General features: G+C 34.5%; 14 protein-coding genes and 1 pseudogene. 5 read left to right on the forward strand and 10 right to left on the reverse strand.

Features of this window, described 5'->3' with window-relative positions:
• Positions 1-157: 157 nt before the first annotated feature.
• A pseudogene (locus tag PI23P_RS00845) lies at positions 158-676 on the reverse strand (cell division ATP-binding protein FtsE); the annotation flags it as partial.
• 214 nt (positions 677-890) lie between these two features.
• On the opposite strand from PI23P_RS00845, the gene PI23P_RS00850 reads away from it, so the two are divergent.
• The 5 genes from PI23P_RS00850 (at position 891) to PI23P_RS00870 (ending at position 8,211) form a co-directional block, all read left to right on the forward strand.
• Entirely contained in the window at positions 891-3,872 is a 2,982-nt protein-coding gene (locus PI23P_RS00850) for a tetratricopeptide repeat protein (protein WP_004568799.1), read from the forward strand.
• Positions 3,872-5,632: a TonB-dependent receptor gene (locus tag PI23P_RS00855; RefSeq protein WP_238299957.1), complete on the forward strand. Its 1,761-nt coding sequence runs from the start codon at positions 3,872-3,874 to the stop codon at positions 5,630-5,632. The genes PI23P_RS00850 and PI23P_RS00855 overlap by 1 nt, the downstream gene beginning before the upstream one ends.
• Positions 5,633-5,736: 104 nt before the next feature.
• Complete coding sequence (locus PI23P_RS00860; RefSeq protein WP_437438057.1) at positions 5,737-6,093, forward strand: DoxX family protein; 357 nt, start codon at positions 5,737-5,739, stop codon at positions 6,091-6,093.
• 16 nt (positions 6,094-6,109) lie between these two features.
• Positions 6,110-7,723, forward strand: coding sequence for an amidohydrolase (locus PI23P_RS00865; RefSeq protein ID WP_026288479.1), 1,614 nt, complete (start codon positions 6,110-6,112; stop codon positions 7,721-7,723).
• Between the two features lie 41 nt (positions 7,724-7,764).
• Entirely contained in the window at positions 7,765-8,211 is a 447-nt protein-coding gene (locus tag PI23P_RS00870) for an FKBP-type peptidyl-prolyl cis-trans isomerase (protein ID WP_004568803.1), read from the forward strand.
• A gap of 66 nt (positions 8,212-8,277) precedes the next feature.
• On the opposite strand, the gene PI23P_RS00875 is transcribed toward PI23P_RS00870, so the two are convergent.
• The 9 genes from PI23P_RS00875 to trpD form a co-directional block, all read right to left on the reverse strand.
• Entirely contained in the window at positions 8,278-11,460 is a 3,183-nt protein-coding gene (locus PI23P_RS00875; protein WP_004568804.1) for a S41 family peptidase, read from the reverse strand.
• An 85-nt stretch (positions 11,461-11,545) separates the two neighbouring features.
• Positions 11,546-12,313: a tryptophan synthase subunit alpha gene (trpA, locus tag PI23P_RS00880; protein ID WP_004568805.1), complete on the reverse strand. Its 768-nt coding sequence runs from the start codon at positions 12,311-12,313 to the stop codon at positions 11,546-11,548.
• On the reverse strand, positions 12,310-13,098 hold the full coding sequence (locus PI23P_RS00885) for a DUF3050 domain-containing protein (protein ID WP_004568806.1): 789 nt from the start codon (positions 13,096-13,098) through the stop codon (positions 12,310-12,312). Before PI23P_RS00885 ends, trpA begins: the two co-directional genes overlap by 4 nt.
• A gap of 6 nt (positions 13,099-13,104) precedes the next feature.
• A complete protein-coding gene (gene trpB, locus PI23P_RS00890; protein WP_004568807.1) occupies positions 13,105-14,289 on the reverse strand; it encodes a tryptophan synthase subunit beta in 1,185 nt (394 codons plus the stop codon).
• Positions 14,290-14,332: 43 nt separating this feature from the next.
• A complete protein-coding gene (locus PI23P_RS00895; protein ID WP_004568808.1) occupies positions 14,333-15,034 on the reverse strand; it encodes a phosphoribosylanthranilate isomerase in 702 nt (233 codons plus the stop codon).
• The gene (locus PI23P_RS00900; RefSeq protein ID WP_004568809.1) at positions 15,031-15,510 is read right to left on the reverse strand and encodes a DNA-deoxyinosine glycosylase; all 480 of its coding nucleotides are present in this window, start codon (positions 15,508-15,510) and stop codon (positions 15,031-15,033) included. The genes PI23P_RS00895 and PI23P_RS00900 overlap by 4 nt, the downstream gene beginning before the upstream one ends.
• A gap of 1 nt (position 15,511) precedes the next feature.
• Entirely contained in the window at positions 15,512-16,300 is a 789-nt protein-coding gene (trpC, locus tag PI23P_RS00905) for an indole-3-glycerol phosphate synthase TrpC (protein ID WP_004568810.1), read from the reverse strand.
• Between the two features lie 122 nt (positions 16,301-16,422).
• Positions 16,423-16,599: a hypothetical protein gene (locus PI23P_RS12625; RefSeq protein ID WP_004568812.1), complete on the reverse strand. Its 177-nt coding sequence runs from the start codon at positions 16,597-16,599 to the stop codon at positions 16,423-16,425.
• Position 16,600: 1 nt separating this feature from the next.
• On the reverse strand, positions 16,601-17,590 hold the full coding sequence (gene trpD / locus PI23P_RS00910; RefSeq protein ID WP_004568813.1) for an anthranilate phosphoribosyltransferase: 990 nt from the start codon (positions 17,588-17,590) through the stop codon (positions 16,601-16,603).
• Positions 17,591-17,599 lie beyond the last annotated feature (9 nt).

Genomic DNA, 17,599 nt, shown 5'->3' on the forward strand with positions numbered 1-17,599 from the left:
CTTGCTGCGCAACTTCAAATAATGCACCGCCTTCACACTTTAAAGTTTTTTGCTTAAACTTGACAATTAATTGATAATCATGCGTTGCCATTAAAATAGTTTTGCCACTTTTATGGATATGATTTAGCAACGCCATCACTTCCAAGGACGTTTTTGGATCTAAATTTCCTGTAGGCTCATCTGCTAGAATCAATTCTGGATCATTAAGCAGTGCTCTTGCAATTGCCACGCGCTGCTGTTCCCCACCAGAAAGCTCAAAAGTTTTCTTATAATATTGCGCTTTTAGGCCAACTTTATCTAAAACCTCGTGAATCTTGTCTTTCATGAGCTCATTGTCTTTCCAGCCTGTAGCTTTTAACACAAATTTTAAATTGTCAAAAACATTGCGATCACTTAACAATTTAAAGTCCTGAAAAACAATACCAATTTTTCTTCTTAAAAATGGAATTTCCTTTTCTTTGAGCTTTGTTAAATCAAAACCAACAATACTACCAGTTCCATTTTTTAATTGCAGATCACCATATAAAGTCTTCATAAGGCTACTCTTTCCGCTCCCTGTCTTTCCTATTAGATAGCAAAAATCTCCTTTTTTCAATGTTAAATTTACTCCGGAAAGCACAAGATTATCTCTTTGATAGATCTCTGCATTCTCTAATTGCAAAACAAGATTACTCATATTTTTAACATTTTATACAAATCTAAAAGTTTCCAACCATTTTTCACTACGAATTCGCTACAATTCTTACTTTTGACAAAGCTTTCGTGTTAAAGTGCAACGCTGTCCAACAAATCATAAACTTATTCGTTCTCTATTAAAAAGAAGAAAAAAACCCATGAACCCTTACTTTTTGAAAAATATATTACTTTTTTTGTGTGTCTTCATCCTTTGTATGCATAACCATGCGCAGCAGTCAATTGCAAAATCGAATACCATCACATCCTTTACCCAAGGTCTTCAACTGTACAACACTAAGGCCTATGCAGCGGCTCAAGAATCGTTTCATAGAACAAAAAACAACGCGTCTATAGGTGCGCAATTACAGGCAGAAGCTTCCTACTATGATGCCATGTGTGCTATACAATTAAAACAGCCAGATGCAGATAAAAAAGTACTTTCTTTTATTGCGGAATACCCCAATAATCGTAAAATAAATGAAGCTTTTTTGAATATTGCAAATTATTATTTTGCAAACAAAAAAACTGCTCGCGCACTTAAGTGGTATCTTAAATTAAATCGCACCGAACTTTCTTCTGAGCGTCAAAAAGAAGTGAACTTTAAAATGGGCTACAGCTATTTGAATGCTAATAATTTAAAGCTTGCTAAAAAAAACCTTGCACCTTTAATTGATGACATCAAATATGGAGATGATGCTCGCTATTATTATGGTTTTATTTTTTACAAATTAGGGGATTATGAAGCTGCTTCTGCCATTTTCAAAGAAAGTACCGAAACGAACTCTTACCATGCAGAAATCTCTTATTACCTGTTAGATATTAGTTTTAAAACCGGTAAGTTCGAGCGCTGCATCGCTGTTGGATCAAAATTGCTCACCAACGTAAATGAAAAGTTAAAATCTGAAGTTTCTAAAATTATCGGTGAAAGTTACTTTAACTTAAAAGAATACAGCAAAGCTATTCCCTATTTAAAAATATACAAAGGAACTGCCAAAAATTGGAATAACACTGATTTTTATCAGTTAGGATATGCATATTACAAGCAAAAAGATTTTAAAAATGCACTAGATAACTTCAATAAAATTATTGGCGAAAAAAATCCTGTTTCCCAAAACGCATATTATCATTTAGGCGAGTGCTATCTCAATTTAAATCAAAACGCAGCAGCTCTAAATGCCTTTAAATCAGCTTCCAAAATGAATTTTAACAAAAACATTCAGGAAGATGCAGCTCTAAATTATGCAAAATTAAGCTATGAGCAGGGAAACCCTTTCGAATTGGTTTCTGACGTGCTACAAACGTATTTAAAAACATATCCAAAATCAAAAGCGTATCAAGAAATAAATCAATTGGTAGTTTCATCGTTTATACATCAACAAAACTATAAAGGTGCACTCCAATTTTTATCCGAGAAGAAATCGAAAGAGAACAATAGCTTTGAAATAGAAATCTCTTTATACAGAGGGATTCAATTATTTAATGACCACAGTTACCAAGATGCACTTCCTTATTTTATTGTAGGTAAAAAATCTACAACCAAAAAAATCAAAGAAAGATCAGGATATTGGGAAGCTGAAACCTTGTATAGAATGCAAAAATATCAAGAAGCATTGGATGGGTTCCTATCGCTAAGCACTGCTAAAAAATCTAAAGAAATAGCAGATTTTGCAGATCTTTCTTATGCAATTGGATACAGCTATTTTAAGCTAGAAGAATATCAAAATGCAGGAAATTATTTTACTGCATTTTTAGAGATCAAAACGATTTCCGATGCTTTAAAATTCGATGCATTTCTTCGTCTGGGAGATAGTAACTTTGCACTTGGGAAGTATAAAGAAGCTATCGCTTCTTATACCAAAGTAGTCGATAAGTATGGTCTTGACGCAGCCTATGCCTCCTATCAAATTGGCATGAGTTATGGCTTTACAACAAATCAAAAAGCTAAAATCACTGCACTAAAAAAAGTGATTAATGCAGGCTCTAATTCTAACTTAAAAGATGACGCCTTATATGAACTTGGCAACACCTATTCAAAATTAAAAGAAGAGGGAAATGCTCATTTTTATTATAACCTACTCTTGAAAAATCATCCAAAAAGCATCTTTACTTCTAGAACTTTAGTACGCCAAGGCTTATTGTATTTTAATGCCGATGCCAATAAAGAAGCCCTCTTAAAATACAAAGAGGTGACCGCTAAATTTCCAGGTTCCCCAGAAGCTTTTGAAGCTGTATCAAATGCTAAAAACGTATATATAAATGAAGACACATTAGATGCATATGTTGTCTGGGTAACTACTTTAAAGTTCATCAAGATAAGCAGTTCAGAATTAGACGACACCACTTTTTCGATTGCTGAAAGAAAATATAATACGGGTGAACTCTCCGAAAAAACGAGTAAAAGATTTGAAAAGTACCTTGAAGAATTCCCAAAGGGCGCTCACCGAATAAAGGCCACATATTGCTTAGCAGACATTTTTTTTAAAATGAATAAATTCGAAAAAGCGCGTCCAAATTATGCGTATGTATTGAAAGAAAAACAAACCGAATATGCCGAAGCATCTCTCAATAAATTATCTCAAATTTATCTGCAGCAACAAGAGATTTCAAAAGCACTTCCACTTTTAGAAAGATTAGAGCAAGAAGGATATGTACTCGAGAATATTCTATTCGCACAAAGTAATTTAATGAAAGGATACTATGAGATGGAAACATACGATTTAGCAATCGTCTATGCTCAAAAAATATTACAAAAAGAAAAGACAGATGCTGCACTACTGAACGATGCAAAAATAATTATTGCCCGGGCTTCTATTAAAAATAAAGACTTTATTACGGCGAAAGAATATTACAGTCAACTACAAAAATCAACCACTGGTAGCTTAAAATCAGAAGCATTATACTACAATGCATACTTTAAAAATATGGAAAAAGAATACGAGCAATCAAATGCTATTATTCAAGAATTAATTGCAAATTATTCAAATTACACCTATTGGGCTGTAAAAAGCTATCTAATTATGGGTGAAAATTATTACGGTTTAAAGGATATTTATCAAGCAACATTTGTTTTAGAAAATGTCATACAAAACTTTAGCGAGTTTAACGATCTCGTCATCGATGCGCGCAGCGCACTTTCAGCAATAAGAAAAAAAGAGGAGAAAATAAATGCCTCGACAATCCAAGAAAAAAAGAACTGATGAAAAGCCATATCTGTAATTCCATTATTTTAATGCTTCTTTTTTCTACCAATGCTCAAGAAAAGAAAAGAGACACCCTTGCAGTCGTAGAGGTTGTGAATATACTTACAAAATACAACCCCAAAATTGCCACTGTTAAAAAGATTGAAAAAAACCCTACAAATACCTTACTTGAAAAAAACAACAAAGTAAAACTAAAATATGCTATTTTCTCTGCACCTGTTGCATCCACTTTTATACCTCAAACAGGAGCTTTAAAAGCCCTTGAAATTGGAATTAAAGAAAAGGTGTATACCAACTATTTGGCAACTGGCTATGGAAACTACAAAAGCCCTTATGCTGAACTTTATATTTCTAAGAACACTAGATTTTCCAATGTATTTGGACTGCACGCAACCTATAATGCCGCCAATAAAAACATCTCCAAAACGATACTAAATAGTACTTTTTCAGACTTTAGTGCCCGCAGTTATTATACGCAAAAAGAAGGCTTTTTTGATTGGAAAATACAAGCAGATCTCCAGAGTAAACACTATAATTGGTATGGCTTACCGCAAGATCGCAATTTTACAGAGACAGTTGTAAACGGTATTGAGGAAGCGCAAAATTATCAGTATCTAGCCCTCACAGGGAATTTTAATTTTTATGACTCTTATGTCAAAACAGGGAATGTTTCTGTCCGCTATCTCACCGATACTTATAAGAGTTCAGAAGTACTTCTTCATTTTAATATCGATTCAAGTTTTCCAATACCTTTTTTTAGAAATACCACGGATGAAATTTCCATAAACGGCGGATTAGAATTTCTAAAAGGCTCTTTTGAAAACAACTATCAGACTGCTAAAGCAGTCAATTATCAACAAAATACATTGCATATACATCCGCAATACGAAACTGACTATCACGATATTTCTATAAAAGCAGGTCTACAAACTTTTTTATCTGTAGATTCCGAAAATAAATTGACTAATTTTTTCATGTTTCCAGAAGTGCTGCTGCAAACAGATCTTTATAAAAAATACATTCGTGGAAAAATTGGCTTTACAGGAAACTTACAGACCAATACATACCAGCAATTTTCTGAAGAGAACCCTTTTGTATCTCCAACACTCTTCATTACTCAAACCGCAGAAACTTCCAACCTATACCTTGCCTTTAACGGAAGTATTTCAAGAGAATTGAGTTACAATTTTAAGGTAAGTATAAAACAAGAAGAGGATAAACCCTTATTTTTAAGAAATAAATCAAAATCAGATGGGACTGCAAGTGCTGTTAATGATAACTTAAAAGGATATGAGTACGGCAATTCATTTGCTATTTATTATGACGACATTAAAACCTCCTCTATATTCGCAGAAATTGAGTATCAATATACGCAGCCTCTTCGTTTGTCAGTACAAATTAAATATGACCATTACGCAACGACAAATGCGCTGGAAAATTGGAACTTACCAAGCGTGAAAGGTACTTTTTTAGCGAATTATACAACTCAAAAATGGGACACCAATATAACTGCTTTCTATGTCAGTGAGCGCAGGGATGCTCTTTATAATTCACCTTCAAATTCATTCCCACCTGCAATTGCAAGATTGAACTCCTTTATCGATTTAAATATGTATACCGGATATCATATCAGTAATCAATTTTCTGCTTTTTTAAAGCTGAATAATTTATTGAATACTAAATACCAGCGTTTTGCAAATTTTGACACCCAGGGTTTTCAAATCTCAGGAGGAATTACTTATAAATTTGATTTATAAATACCCTAATTTAGCACGAGAAAAACTGCAGATAAGACAGTCGTTTATTAAATTTCAATGTCTTTGTTGCATACATTTCTAATAAAATTATAAATTCGATGGACATGACCGCACTTATTTTAAGAACTCTCTTTGGCATTATTTTTTGTTTTGCAGGCATCATGCACTTTATAAAACCACAGTTTTTCAAACATTTTATTCCTAATTTTCTCCCAAAATTAGCTGTTAATTATATTTTTGGAGGCGTAGAACTTCTATTTGGAATTGGCTTGTTTTTTAATTCAACTTCTAGAAATGCTGCCGTTGGAATTTTTATATTATTACTTATTTTTTTACCCATCCATATCTGGGATGTTACTAAAGTGAAGCCTGCAATCGGATCAAAAAAAATGGCGATCATCAGGATACCTCTACAATTCTTATTAATGTATGCCACATATGTCATCTACATCAACTCGTAAATCTAAAAAACCACAAATGAGAAAAACACTTTTTATATTAGGTACGACACTTGCCATTTTATCCTGCAGCAAAGAAAAAGTTGATTTGATTGTCATCAATTCAAACACCTATACCGTAAATAAAAACTTTGAACAAACTGCTGCTTTTGCCGTAAAAGACGGAATCTTTATTGCCATTGGGGCAAATGAAGAAATTACAGGTAAATACCAAGCTACAGAAATTATAGATGCAAAAAAGCAAACGATAGTTCCTGGATTAATAGATGCCCACTGCCATTTTTATAGAATGGGCTTACAACAACAAAAGGTCTCCTTAGAAGGCACCACAAGTTATGACGAAGTGTTGCAAAGAATCGTTGCTTTTCAAAAAGAAAAAAACACCTCCTTTATCACAGGCAGGGGTTGGGATCAAAATGATTGGGCCGTCCAAGAATTTCCGACTAAAGATAAATTAGATGCTTTATTTCCTACAATACCGGTTGCCATTAGTAGAGTTGACGGACATGCCTTACTAGTCAATCAGGCTGCACTCGACTTCGCAGGAATTTCCGCAAACACTGTCGTTCCTGGTGGAGAAATTATCCTCGCAGATGGTAAAATGACAGGTGTTCTAATTGATGCTGCAATGGATTTCATTAAACTCCCCGATCCATCGCAAAAAGAAGCAATACAGGGTTTATTAGATGCGCAAAAAATTTCATTTTCTTATGGTCTAACCACCGTTGATGACGCTGGATTGGATAGAAACACCATTGAATTAATTGATAGCTTACAACAAACTGGAGTTCTAAAAATGCGGATATATGCGATGGTTTCAGGAGACAAGCAAGCACAAATAGAATACTATATCCGTAAGGGAAAAATCAAAACAAACCACTTAAATGTGCGCTCCTTTAAAATATACGGCGATGGTGCCCTTGGTTCTAGAGGCGCTGCAATGCGAAGCTCTTATACTGACAGAGAAAATCATTTTGGAGCCCTAATCTATTCCCCAGAAAGGTACCGTGAAATTGCAAAGCAGATTGCCGCATCAGACTATCAAATGAATACGCATGCCATTGGAGATTCTGCAAATACATGGATGCTAAAAACATATAAAGAGGTTTTAAAAAATGCTAAAAATAGACGTTGGCGAATTGAGCATGCTCAAATAATTTCTGAAGAAGACTTTAATTATTTTGACAATATTTTACCATCGGTGCAACCAACACATGCCACTTCAGACATGTATTGGGCAGGAGAAAGAATTGGAGCAAAACGAATGAAAGGTGCGTATGCTTTTAAAGATCTGTTAAATAAATACGGTAAAATTGCCTTGGGAACAGATTTTCCTGTAGAACAAGTAAATCCATTTTTAACATTTTATGCTGCTACTGTTAGAAAAGATTTAAACAACTATCCAGAAAAAGGATTTCAAATGGAAAATGTGCTTACACGAGAAGAAACGCTAAAAGGGATGACTATCTGGGCAGCGTTTTCAAATTTTGAAGAAGATGAAAAAGGATCCATTGAAATTGGTAAGTTTGCTGATTTTGTGATTCTTAATCAAGATATCCTAAAAATTTCAGATGATAAATTACCGAAAACAAGAGTTGTCTCTACATTTTTAAATGGAGAAAAAGTTTATTAAAATAATCCAAGTATCTTTGCAAAAAACTTAAAAAACACCAAATGAAATCTTATCTCTATCTTTTAGCTTCCCTACTTCTCTTCATTTCTTGCTCAAATGACTCGAAATTTGAAATACAAACTGACGAAGATATTATCCAATATATAGAAGACAATGATCTCAATGCAAACAGAACAAATTCTGGATTGTATTATGTGATAAATAATGAAGGTAGCGGGACAAGACCCACAAATACTTCCAATGTGACCGTTGCGTACAAGGGCTATTTTTTAAACGGTAAAACTTTTGATTCAAGTGACGCTAGCGGAATTTCTTTTGGATTAAATCGAGTGATTCGTGGCTGGACAGAAGGCATCCCTCTTTTTAAAGAAGGTGGGGAAGGAATTCTAATTGTACCCTATAATTTAGGTTATGGAATCAATGGTAATAGTACAATTCCCGGAGGAGCTGCATTGGTTTTTGATATCAAGTTAATCCGCGTCAATTAAATTGCTATACTCTTAAAAAAAAGGCAAAACTTAACAAGTTTTGCCTTTTTTTGATTCTAAGGTATCTTATTTAGCATCCTGTAATAATACTTCCACAGCTTTTTTAAGTTGTGCATCTTCACCTCTCGCTTTCCACCCTGGTTTGTTGGCTACTAAAAAATCTGGCACTGCAGGACCGTGTTCCATGTTCATTCCCGATTCCTTCACGTACCAAGCTCTAAAAGGCATTCTTATAAGACCATCTTGCAATCGATATCCACCAGTAGAAATTACGGCTCCAAATGTAGGCTGTCCAACTAACTTCCCTAATTTTAAACTCTTAAAGGCATGCGCAAAAATTTCTGCATTTGAATAACTACTTTCGTTCGCAATAGCTACTAAAGGTTTTGTATTAACAGATAAAATTGCTCTCTCATTAAACGGATAATTTCCTTTGTACTTCACATTATTTTTCTGAAGATTGTTCGTTGCACCTCTTGGAACCGTATAGGCGTGTTGTTGATAAGTTAAAACTGCCAGCAGCCTATCTGTAGTCCAACCACCTCCATTATTTCGAACATCGATAACAATACCTTCTTTGCCATAGCCACTCGCTTTTAATTCCCGCTCAAAACGCTCAAAACTTGGTAAATTCATTCCTTGAATATGAATATAGCCTAATTTTCCTTCAGAGTATTCTTCGACCAACTTCTTACGAGAATTCACCCATTCTTCATATCGTAAATTTCTAATGGTCCTAGAAGTTTGTGTTCTCACAACTACTTCTTTAGAACTTGCTAAAGTCAATAAAATTTCGTTTCCAGAAGTCTGCTTTAAAAGACTATAAAAATTGGTGTTCTTTTCAATTAATTTTCCATTTACAGCGGTAATCACGTCGCCCACTTTTAATGAAACATTTGTTTTCGTTGCTGCTGAATTCGGTAAAACGAAATTCACCTTTACGCCAGTATTTACATTCGAAACATCCAACCCTAACAAACCAACTTCATCACTGAAGGTAGCTTCTGGAGTACTTCCTCTGTATCCCATATGACTTGCATTTAATTGCCCCAACATCATGTTAAACATAAATGAATAGTCCTGTTTTGTGGTTGCTGCTAAAACCCAGGGTCTGTATCTTTTTACAATCGCGTCCCAATTATAACCATGGTATTTTGGATCATAAAAGCCAGCAGTTATTGCTCTAACTCCCTCTTCAAAAACTTGCTCGTTTTGTTTCTTTAAATTCGTTATGTACGTTGCCGAATGCGTAAATGAAGAAACTTTATCTGATTTTAGGTTTAAAGATTTTAATTTTCCTTTCGATGAAAAGTATAAATTTCCTTTATTTAAAGTAGAACTACCAACATATGAAACTCCTTTAACTGGTTTTGGTGTTCCTCCAGTTATTTTAACTTTATAATACCCATTTTTAGCTGTTGCAGGGTTTGTTGCCGAAATATAGACACTTTTACTATCTGCACTAAAGAGTGTTCCGCCCTCATTACCTGCCCAACTTGTTAATTGCACTAATCGATCATAAATTTTATCGGCATCTATCTTTACCACTACTTTTTTAGCTGAATTTTTCTTTTCCTTTCCATCTTCAGAATCCTCTTCTTTCGGCTGATAATAGGCACCCTCTTTAAAATCTGCCTTCGTTTTCTCCCAATCCGCTTTCTGCAACCAAACCATCCACGCATCGTAATTGATGCCTCCTCTATCCCCTGCTCTGTTGGATACAAATGAAAGCTTTTTTCCGTCAGGACTCCAAACCGGAGATGCATCCGATCTTGGATGCATAGAAATATTGATTTTATTTGAGGAATTTTCGACAGATTGAATATAAATTTCACTGTCGAAATCTAAATCTTGCTGAGAATATGCAATGTATTTGCTGTCCGGACTCCAAGAAACATCATTTGCCGATGCCCATGAATTTGAATAACTTTTAGGGGCAACTATTTTACTGTCTTTTATATCGGCAATCACTAATTCTCCTCGACCAATTCTGTAAGAAATTTTCATTCTATTTGGAGATAATAACGGCTCGAAAACATCTGTTTTACTTTTTGTTAATTGTGTAACTGCTGTTTTTAAACTTCTACTTAAGTTTACGTTTTTATCGGTAGATTCTACTTTAAAAAATTCATTTTGCCCAGATCTATCTGATAAGAAACCCAATGTACTGTCATCAATCCAAAATGGATTGTCATCTCTAAAAGGATGATTACTCACATTATTCGTTTTCGTTTTATCCTTATTATTTTCTTTTACAAAAATTTCTCCATTGATACTTAATGCGATTAGTTTTCCGTTTGGAGAAACACTTAAATTTCCAATATCACCAGAAACTGTATTGGCTTTTTCTAACTCAAATCTATTATCTGTTGTTAACTTTAAGTTTAATTTTTCAAAAATATTATTTTGAATCTTAAAAACATCTGCACCACTATTGTAAACGATTGTTCCATTAGCACTTACTGAAAAAGAGATAACACCATTAACTTTTAGATTTGTTAATTGACTATTAGAACCATTTTCTGTTCCATTGCTATTTAAAGATGTTTTGTAAATATTGTATCTACCACTTTCTGATCCTACATAATACAGGTTGTTATCTGCATCCCAAAGTGGTGTATGATCATTTTTTTTGCTCGTTGTAATTTGATGATACTCTTTTGACTTCAAATTGTAAATCCAAACGTCTCTTTGTGCGGGACCGTTGTAATCTTCTCTAGAAACTCTGCATGTTCCCTTCACAAAAGCAACGAAATTTCCATTTGGCGAAATGGAAGCTTGACTTCCCAATGCGGTCATAAATCGATTTGGAGTTTCACCGTTTTCATCAATGGCATAAATTGAAGACTCCCGTTCTGTCCCCTTAAAGATTCTATTGCTAGAAAAAATAATACTTCCATTAGCATTCCAATGAGATGGCATATCTCCGCTAGGATGATACGTTAGCTGGTCAGGAATTCCTCCATTTAAATCGGTCTTAAAAATATTGACACTTCCTCTTCTGTTAGAGGTAAATGCTAACTGATTGCTTTTAGAGTTCCATATAGGGTCGCTCTCATACCCTTGATGAATTGTCAGCCTCTTTGTTTGATCTGTTGCAAAATTTAAAACCCATATATCTCCGTGATAACTAAATGCCATCTGAGAAGCGTCTGGGCTTATAGATGGCATTCTTATCAAAGTATTTTGAGCGATAATAAAAGTAGCATTGAGTAACACTGCAAAAGTTAATAATCTTTTTCTAGTCATTTTTTGAGTTTTAAATGACCAAACTAGACTTTCTAAAACTGTTTAATGTTAAATCAAGCGTTCTCTCTAAAAAATTAATAATTCTTTAACTAATTATTGGTTTTATAAACTCAGCTATTTTTGAAACTCCGTTCGTTCCGATATGCTTTATAAAAGCGGAACCTACAATAGCGCCATTTGAATACTCACAAGCGGTATCAAACGTTGCTTTGTCTGAAATACCAAATCCAATCACTAATTTACTTTGTAAGTCCATTTTCTTTATTCTTTCAAAGTACTCAATTTGACTGTTTGAAATTTCTCCCTTTGCTCCAGTAATAGAAGCGGAAGCCACGACATAGATAAACGCCTTTGAATACGTGTCTATCTTGCGAATACGCTCTTCAGATGTGTGTGGAGTGATTAAAAACACGTTTGTAATCCCATACTTTTCAAACAGCTGTTGATAGTGATTTTCATATTCCACCATTGGTAAATCAGGAAGAATTACGGTATCAATTCCACAAGCTACACAAGCCTCACAGAATTTATCTTCTCCATATTTTAGCAACTGATTTAGATAGCCCATTGCAACCAAAGGTGTTTTGTTCGTTCCTTTAATTGTTTTTAATTGCTCGAATATAATGTCTAAATTAATTCCATTTTCCAATGCTTTCTGACTGCTCTCCTGTATGGTTGGTCCGTCTGCTAGAGGATCTGAGTATGGCAAGCCCACTTCAATGAAGTCTACACCACTTTCTTCTAATCCTGCAATCACTTTTGTAGTATCCCCTAACTCAGGATACCCACAAGTAAAATAAATAGACAACAAACTTTTGTCTTTCTTCTGAAATAATTCTTGAATCGAATTCATATCGCTACCTTTAGTTGTGCTGTTATTTCTTGCTCAATAGCACTCCACAAATTAATTCTTAATTGCAATGCTTTTTTTGCAGTCTCTAAAACTTCTTTCCATTTTTGAGCATCATCTCCACAAAGTTCCGTAACCATTTTTAAAGATAGTGGACCGTGCTCGTCTCCATCCAATTCAATGTGTCTCTTCAAGTAATAATTAAAACTATCGTAAGAATTATTATTTTCTAAAGTTGCTTTGTCAATGATACTAATAAACATGTCTGGAATCACATCTTCTCTTCCAAAAGTAAAAGAGGACGCAATAACATGCGTTTGATTTATTTTGATAAGATCAAACGTAAAGTTTAAAAACTCCTTTACGGCAGTTGGTATTGCAATACTTTCCAATGCTTTTTCTACTGAAACGCCTGGTTGTAGTGTCTTCAATAAATCGTGCATTTTACTTGAATCTGCACCCACTTCTTTCATAGCTGTCAAATACATTTCAAAATGACTTTTTATGACTCCATGTGCGTCGTGATCACTTTCTTCTGCCACGACAATCTCGTTGATAAATCTTGCCAATTCGGCGTTTTTAACAGGTGTCCAAGGAATTGAAACACAGGTTAAATTAATCTGTATTGCCTTTAAAAGAGACATAAAATCCCAAACTGCAAAAACGTGAAGCGACATAAATGTCTGTACATCTTCTAACGTGTGCAACTTTTTATATAAAGAATGATTTTTTAATTCATTTCTAAGGCCTTCCAGCTCTTTTTCGATGTGTGCTATATTCTGATTCATATTTCTTTAAGCTTCTAAATATTTGGTATAAATTTCTAAATCTTTGTCTCCTCTACCTGATAAATTTATAACGACAACTTGATCTTTTCTAAAGGTTATTTTATCTAACACAGCTAAGGCGTGTGCAGTTTCTAAAGCAGGAATAATCCCTTCTATTTTTGTGAGTTCAAAAGCAGCATCCAATGCTTCTTGGTCAGTCGCACTCATGAATTTTGCTCTTCCTGTTTCATATAAGAAGGCGTGTAAAGGTCCAACACCGGGGTAATCTAAACCTGCAGAAATAGAATATGGCTCTACAATTTGTCCATATTTGTCCTGCATTAAAATAGTTTTACTTCCGTGAATAATTCCTACTTGTCCCAATTGAGAAGTTGCTGCACTTTCACCAGAATGCACCCCAAGACCTGCAGCTTCCACAGCAATTAGTTCCACATCTTCGTCATCTAAATAGTGATAAAAAGCACCTGCAGCATTACTACCACCACCTACGCAAGCAATGATTGTATCCGGGTTTTCCTTTCCAGTCTTCTCTTTTAGCTGCCATTTCATTTCTTCAGAGATAATTGCTTGCAAACGCGCTACCATATCTGGATGCGGTGCAGGCCCTACCACAGAACCAATTAAATAAAACGTTTCTGGATGCTGAATCCAATAGCGTATTGCCTCATTTGTAGCATCTTTTAATGTTTTAGAACCACTTGTAGCCGGTATCACTTTAGCGCCCAACATTTTCATTCTAGTAACATTTGGGGCTTGACGCACAATGTCCTTCTCTCCCATAAAAACAGTACACTCCAGTCCCATGAGAGCACACACTGTTGCTGTAGCAACACCGTGCTGTCCTGCACCTGTTTCTGCAATAATCTTTGTTTTACCTAATTTCTTTGCAATCAGGATTTGTCCAACTGTATTGTTAATTTTATGCGCACCTGTGTGACACAAATCTTCGCGCTTTAAATAAATGTGCGCGCCGTGTTTGTCTGACAATCGCTGCGCTAAATACAAAGGTGTTGGCCTGCCAACATATTCTTTTAACAGTGACTTGTATTCTGTTTGAAACTCTTCAGATTCTATAATTTGAACATAGTTATCTGCTAACTCTTTAACATTTGGATGTAATAATTCCGGAATAAATGCGCCTCCGAATTGTCCAAAATATCCGTTTTTGTCTGGGTGAAATTTTGATTTCATATCTTCTATTGTATAATCCTATAATTATTATTACGTTTCCTCTTTAATTTCTTAAAGTCAAACTGTTTTTAAACTCTTTTAATATTTCTACTTTCTTTACTCCTGGAGCACTTTCAAATTTACTATTCACGTCTACCGCATATACTGGTAAATCTGAACCCTTAATTTTCTGTACCTCGGAGAGCTCTTCAATACCGATTCCTCCACTTAAAAAGAAGGGCTTTTTAAAAGGATATTTTTCTAAAACAGTCCAATCAAAGGTTGTTCCATTTCCTCCTCTTTCCGCTCCTTTTGTATCAAACAAAAAGTAGTCTACAACTTCTAAATAGGGTTTCAAGACGTCAAAATCAAAGCTATCTTTAATACCAAAGACCTTAATAATTTCGATGCGCTCTTCGGCTACATACTGTTTATTTTTCTTTTTTGTTTGAAGCTTATTCTCTTCAATAAACAATGCCTTCCTCTCTTTTAACTGTGCTTTTAACTCTAAAACATAAGCTACAGACTCGTCTCCATGCAACTGAATTGCCTCTAGTCGGTATTCCTCTACCATTGAAATGACAATCTCCAGCATTTCATTTACAAAAACACCTGTCTTTTTTATTGATTTTGGGAGCGCTGGAATAATGCCCTCAAAATTCCGCTTTGATTTTTCATAGAAAATAAACCCCAAATAGTCTGGCTGTAAATCTGCCACTTGTTGGATGTTGTCTATATACTTCATTCCGCAAACTTTCAGTTTCATATCATCGCTATTTTCCAATTATTTAATTTTTCTCTAAACGAATATCTTGCATTTGCCGGGCTTGTAGACAAAACAGTGTCATACCGTATGTGCGCTATCTCACTAAAATACTTACTGTATAATTTTTCGGCTTTCTTTCCATTAAATACGATCTGTTTCACGGAAGGAAACATCTCAATAATTTCATTAATAGGGTTGGGCTCTTCATTTTTTATATCAGAATCTAAACTTGTTTTCCTTTCTCCAAACTGACAGATATCCCATATTGCAATATGATTTCGCTTCAAAGTATCTATTCTTTCTGTATAGTTTTCGCTAAAAACCTCTTCTGTTAACGCGTACATAATTTTCCAAAAAGAGTTTCTATTATTCGCATAATATTGTTGTTTCCTCAAAGATTGCTTCCCTGGCATTGTTCCTAAAATAAAAATCTTGGGATTTGCTGGTAGGATCGGATCAAAGCAAACTCTCTCCATATTACTTCAATTGACTGATAAATTCTTGACAGGCTTCCCCTGGATTTTCTGTTTTCATAAAACTTTCTCCAATTAAAAACCCTTGAAAACCAAACTCTTTTAAACCCGTAATGATTTTAGGATCAGAAATACCACTTTCAGAAATTTTGACACAAGTCTCAGGAATTTGATCTGCTAGCCTTATAGAATTCTCTAGATCCACTTCAAATGTGTTTAAATTTCGATTGTTAATGCCAATGATCTTATTATCCAAATCACTGATTTTATCTAAGTCCTCCTGCGTGTGTATCTCATACAAAACTTCCAAGCCTAAATCAACCGCCAACTGTCCGTAATTTTTTAATTCTACGGCTGTCAAACAAGAAGCGATTAGTAAAATAACGTCTGCACCAATTGCTTTTGCCTCTATTATTTGAAAACCGTCTACTATAAAATCTTTTCTTAAGATAGGCTTCTGTTGATTGATAACTCTTGCTTCCATCAAATCGGCCATGCTACCACCGAAAAAAGAAGTATCTGTTAGAATTGATTGTGCGGCAACATTGGCATTTAAAAATCCGTTGGTGACATCTGCAATCGTTGACGTGTCGTTGATAATCCCCTTTGAAGGTGATTGTCTTTTAAATTCTGCAATAATTCCAGAAGAACCTACTTCTAAAAGTGATTTTTTTAAGGAAAAAACAGTTCTTCCAAAGTTGGGGCTTTCGACTAATTTTTTAACAGAAACTTCTGCTTTTATCTTAGCAATCTCTGTTTTTTTAAAAGCGATTATTTTTTCTAGTATTGTCATATTTATATAATATTATCCCGATGTAATTTTATTCATACTCCTCAAATTACTGAGAGGCAAACACATGTGTCAGTTTGGCGATTTTCGATTTTTTTTCTGAAAAAATTATATCGCAGCCTTTTCTATCTATTCTTATTAAACCTTTTGTTCCTATAACTTAGAAAAAAGTAAATTACAATTCCAACAATCAATCCGATAGCAGCATTTACAATGATGCTTTTTGTTTGAATACCAACGGCTATTCCCATTAATAGAAATGCGGGAATGATTGATATTAAATTACTTTTCTTTTTTACCATCTTAAATTTGCACTAACTTTTCTAAAGTCTGTTTCGCTTTCAATCCAAAAAGAGAGGCTTTCGCTTGTTCAAATGCAGTTTCAAAAGACTTCGTTTCGTTTACAATTGTAAGGGCAAATGCTGCGTTTGTTAAAACCACATTATTTTGAGCGTCAGTCCCTTTTCCATCAATGATTATCTTAAAAATTTTAGCAGCTTCGGCTACAGAGTTGCCTCCAAAAATAGCTGATTGCTGTATTCTTTTTTGACCTAAATCTTCTGGATTAATAACCTGTTCACCATTTTTAGTAAAGAACTTAAATCCACTTGTTAGCGATATTTCATCATACCCATCTAACGAATGAATGATGCCATAATTTGTGTCTTCAGCTTGTAGAATATAATTGTACAAACGCGCAGTTTCAAGATTAAACGTTCCAAGCATATGATTTTGCGGAGAACTCGGATTTACCAGGGGTCCTAGCATGTTAAAAAACGTTTTTAATGCCAATGCTTTCCTAGCAGAGCTCACAGCTTTCATCGCTGGATGAAATTTTGGAGCATGCAAAAAACAAATATTTGTTTCTTCTAAATGCGCTCTAAGAATACTTTCATCATTTGAAAAATGATATCCAAAACTTTCCAACATATCAGAAGAACCCGACTGCGAAGAAACTGAATAATTACCATGTTTTGCAACTTTCTGTCCGGTACCCGCTACAATAAAAGAAGTCAAAGTTGAAATATTAAAAGTATTTTTCCCATCGCCTCCCGTTCCAACAATATCAATAGTATTGTAATCAGAAAAGTCTACCTTTATTGCAAGTTCTTTTAAAGCATCTCTAAAACCAGAAAGCTCCTCTGCTGTAATCGGACGCATCATAAAAACAGTCATAAATGAAGCCAAATGAGCATCATTGTATTTCTCTGCAGCAATGTCTTTTAATACTTGTGTTGCTTCAGACTTAGACAATCTTTCGTGGTTGTATAATTTATCTAAAATTGCTTTCATTTGAATTAA

This window comes from Polaribacter irgensii 23-P (genome assembly GCF_000153225.1).
Taxonomy (GTDB): Bacteria; Bacteroidota; Bacteroidia; order Flavobacteriales; family Flavobacteriaceae; genus Polaribacter; species Polaribacter irgensii.